The following is a 2,551-nucleotide window of genomic DNA, read 5'->3' on the forward strand; positions in this document are numbered from 1 at the left end:
CATAAAAACAGTGTGGTATCCTGTTGTGAGCTCATGCCAACTGGCCCGTTCGTATCGCCTTCTCATGGGAGGAAAATATTTATAATTGTAGCTCCCCAGAGCGTAACAATAGTTCATGTAATCCAATACAGCCCGAGCTTCTCGGCGAATCCTCTCTGATGCGTAAGCTTCGAGATTTAATAAGGCGGTGATGGTATAACCCACATATGGCATGGAATTAAACTCATACAATCCATCTCTTTTCATTTCGTTTAACAGATCCAGTATTTTGGACTCCATTCCATTGCCTATATTGTCGTATTTCGGGTTATTATTGCCATGCAAGGCCAGCCACCTGTTTTTCAGGTAACGCGATCCCTCTGTCATCAGCAAATGATTCTCTGTTTCGGGAGCCAGCCCCAAAGTTTTAGGAGCCGACTTGCGGAATTTGTTCCCCTCTTCAGTGAGCAAAACATGTAGCAAATGATGAACTGTTTTCGGGAATAATAAGTCAGGCTCATTTCCAAATTGCCATAAAATTGTTGTTAATACGGTTAAAGAGAAATCGTAGTCCCCATGTTTATTGAGCAACCATGACGAGCCGGATACTCCCCAGGGCTCCATCCCCGCAATGATTTGATTGGTTTCACTGATATCCGTTTTCGAATGCAGCCGCGCCAATATAACTCTCGGATTATGTACCTTTCCTTTTTCTTTTCCGTACTCAACCGTATTATTGGCCCAAACACAAATAATGGAATCCCGAAATGCTGATTCGTTGCTCCACTGGATTGACCTTTCTTGTGGAACCTGAATATTCCCGACCGTCATATGTTGACTGGAGCAACTTATTACCACAGCACACAATAAAAATGAACAAAAAACAAGCAAAAAATACCTCATTTGTTTGTAATTAATCGTGCGATTTGCCATTAAGTCCCCCTTTTTAGCGCTTACTATACTACTACTGACAATAGCCGCTCAATTTACCTCTCAATCATTTGGCGTCGGCCCTAAGTTCTATTTTCAAGTGTCCGCCTTTTGTAATTTCGGAATGTGTTAAAGAAAGCTCGTTTTGGGCTTCATCATTCAATCTCACCGACTGGATAAACGCATGATTTGGTTCGTTATTTACAGCCTCTATTACAAACTTTTTACCCGTATAATAATCAGGATTCAGCTGAATAGTAATTTTATCAAAGATTGGACTGCCAAGCTGGTATTCCGGGTTTTCATCGGTGCCGCCATTCATTTGAAATAAACCAATTTTTAACAACACCGATAGACTTCCCATTAATCCCTGGTCTTCGTCTCCATTAAAACCTGCTGCAGGAGAGAGTCCGCTAAAGGCTTTATCTACCACTTTTCGAATCCAGTATTGCGATAAATCGGAGCGATCGAGCAGATTAAATACATGTCCGGTTTGAATGGATGGTTGATTTCCGTAGTTAATTGGAACCCGACGGTATTCGGGGTGCAACTCTTTATCGTGTGCACCACCGGATGTAAATCCTAACTCCTCAGCCGTTTCAAATTGTTGATTCAGTTTTTCCACTGCTTTTTCTTTGCCTCCCATTAATTGAGCCAGCCCTTCAATATCGTGCGGCACAAACCAGGTTGATTGTGCCCCGTTCGATTCATTAAACCCATTTTCGTATTCATACGGATCAAAATTCTCCCGCCATTTTCCATTCACATCTTTAGGGCACATCCACGTTGATTCGTTGTTGAACACATTTTTATAATTTTTTGAACGTGCCATAAAATACTTGTAATCTTCGGTGTACCCCAGCTTTTTTGCCAATTGCGCCAATGTCCAGTCCTGGTATGCGTACTCCATGGTTAGGCTGGCACCATCCTGGTGGAATCCAAAGTTGCCTTCCGGTATCGGATGTGGAACATATCCTTTTTCAATGTAGTATTTCAGTCCACCACCCAGGTTGGTTTTATGTTCATATCCCGCTTTTTCCATAATTCCACCGGGCATGTGATTCTTTTTCAAGGCCTGATAAATTTCTTCCAGGTTCTCAGTTACAATGCCTTTCTGAATAGCGCTAACTATAAAGGGGGTGGCCGATGCACCGGTCATTACATAAGTATAGTTTCCGCCTGAAGGGCCGCGTGGAACCAATCCTCCATCGGCATAATACACCATCATAGACTGAACAAACTCGTCCATAATTTCAGGATAAACCAGCCCCCAAAGCGTATTAATTGTCCACTGTGCTCCCCAAAAAGCATCTGAATTGTAGTGGTTAAATTTTGGGATTCCATTTTCATCTAACGGTAACTGGCCAACACGAAATTCTTCACCGGTATAATCCGGGTAAGCTCCGTTTGCATCGCTAATAGTACGGCGACCTTGTAATCCGTGCCAAAGATCGGTGTAAAAACGTCGTTGCTGTTGTTCTGTTCCGCCTTCAATTTGAATACGATTTAACAGGGCATTCCATTCGTTCTGCGAATCGCTCACAATATGGTCAAAGTCCCATTCAGGTAATTCAGCACTTATATTTTTCCCGGCATTCTCGATTGAAGTGTATGAAATTCCAGCTTTCAATAAAACCTCGTC

Annotated in this window: 2 protein-coding genes; both read right to left on the bottom strand. The window is 42.5% G+C overall.

What is annotated here, in order from left to right; translation table 11 throughout:
* On the bottom strand, positions 1-810 hold an 810-nt coding region (locus tag ABZB17_RS22170), incomplete at its 3' end, for a hypothetical protein (protein ID WP_372653794.1).
* A gap of 166 nt (positions 811-976) precedes the next feature.
* Positions 977-2,551, bottom strand: a 1,575-nt coding sequence (locus ABZB17_RS22175) for a glycoside hydrolase family 92 protein (protein WP_372653797.1), incomplete at its 5' end; no start/stop codon positions are given.

This window comes from Draconibacterium sp., from assembly GCF_041583095.1.
Lineage (GTDB): Bacteria > Bacteroidota > Bacteroidia > Bacteroidales > Prolixibacteraceae > Draconibacterium.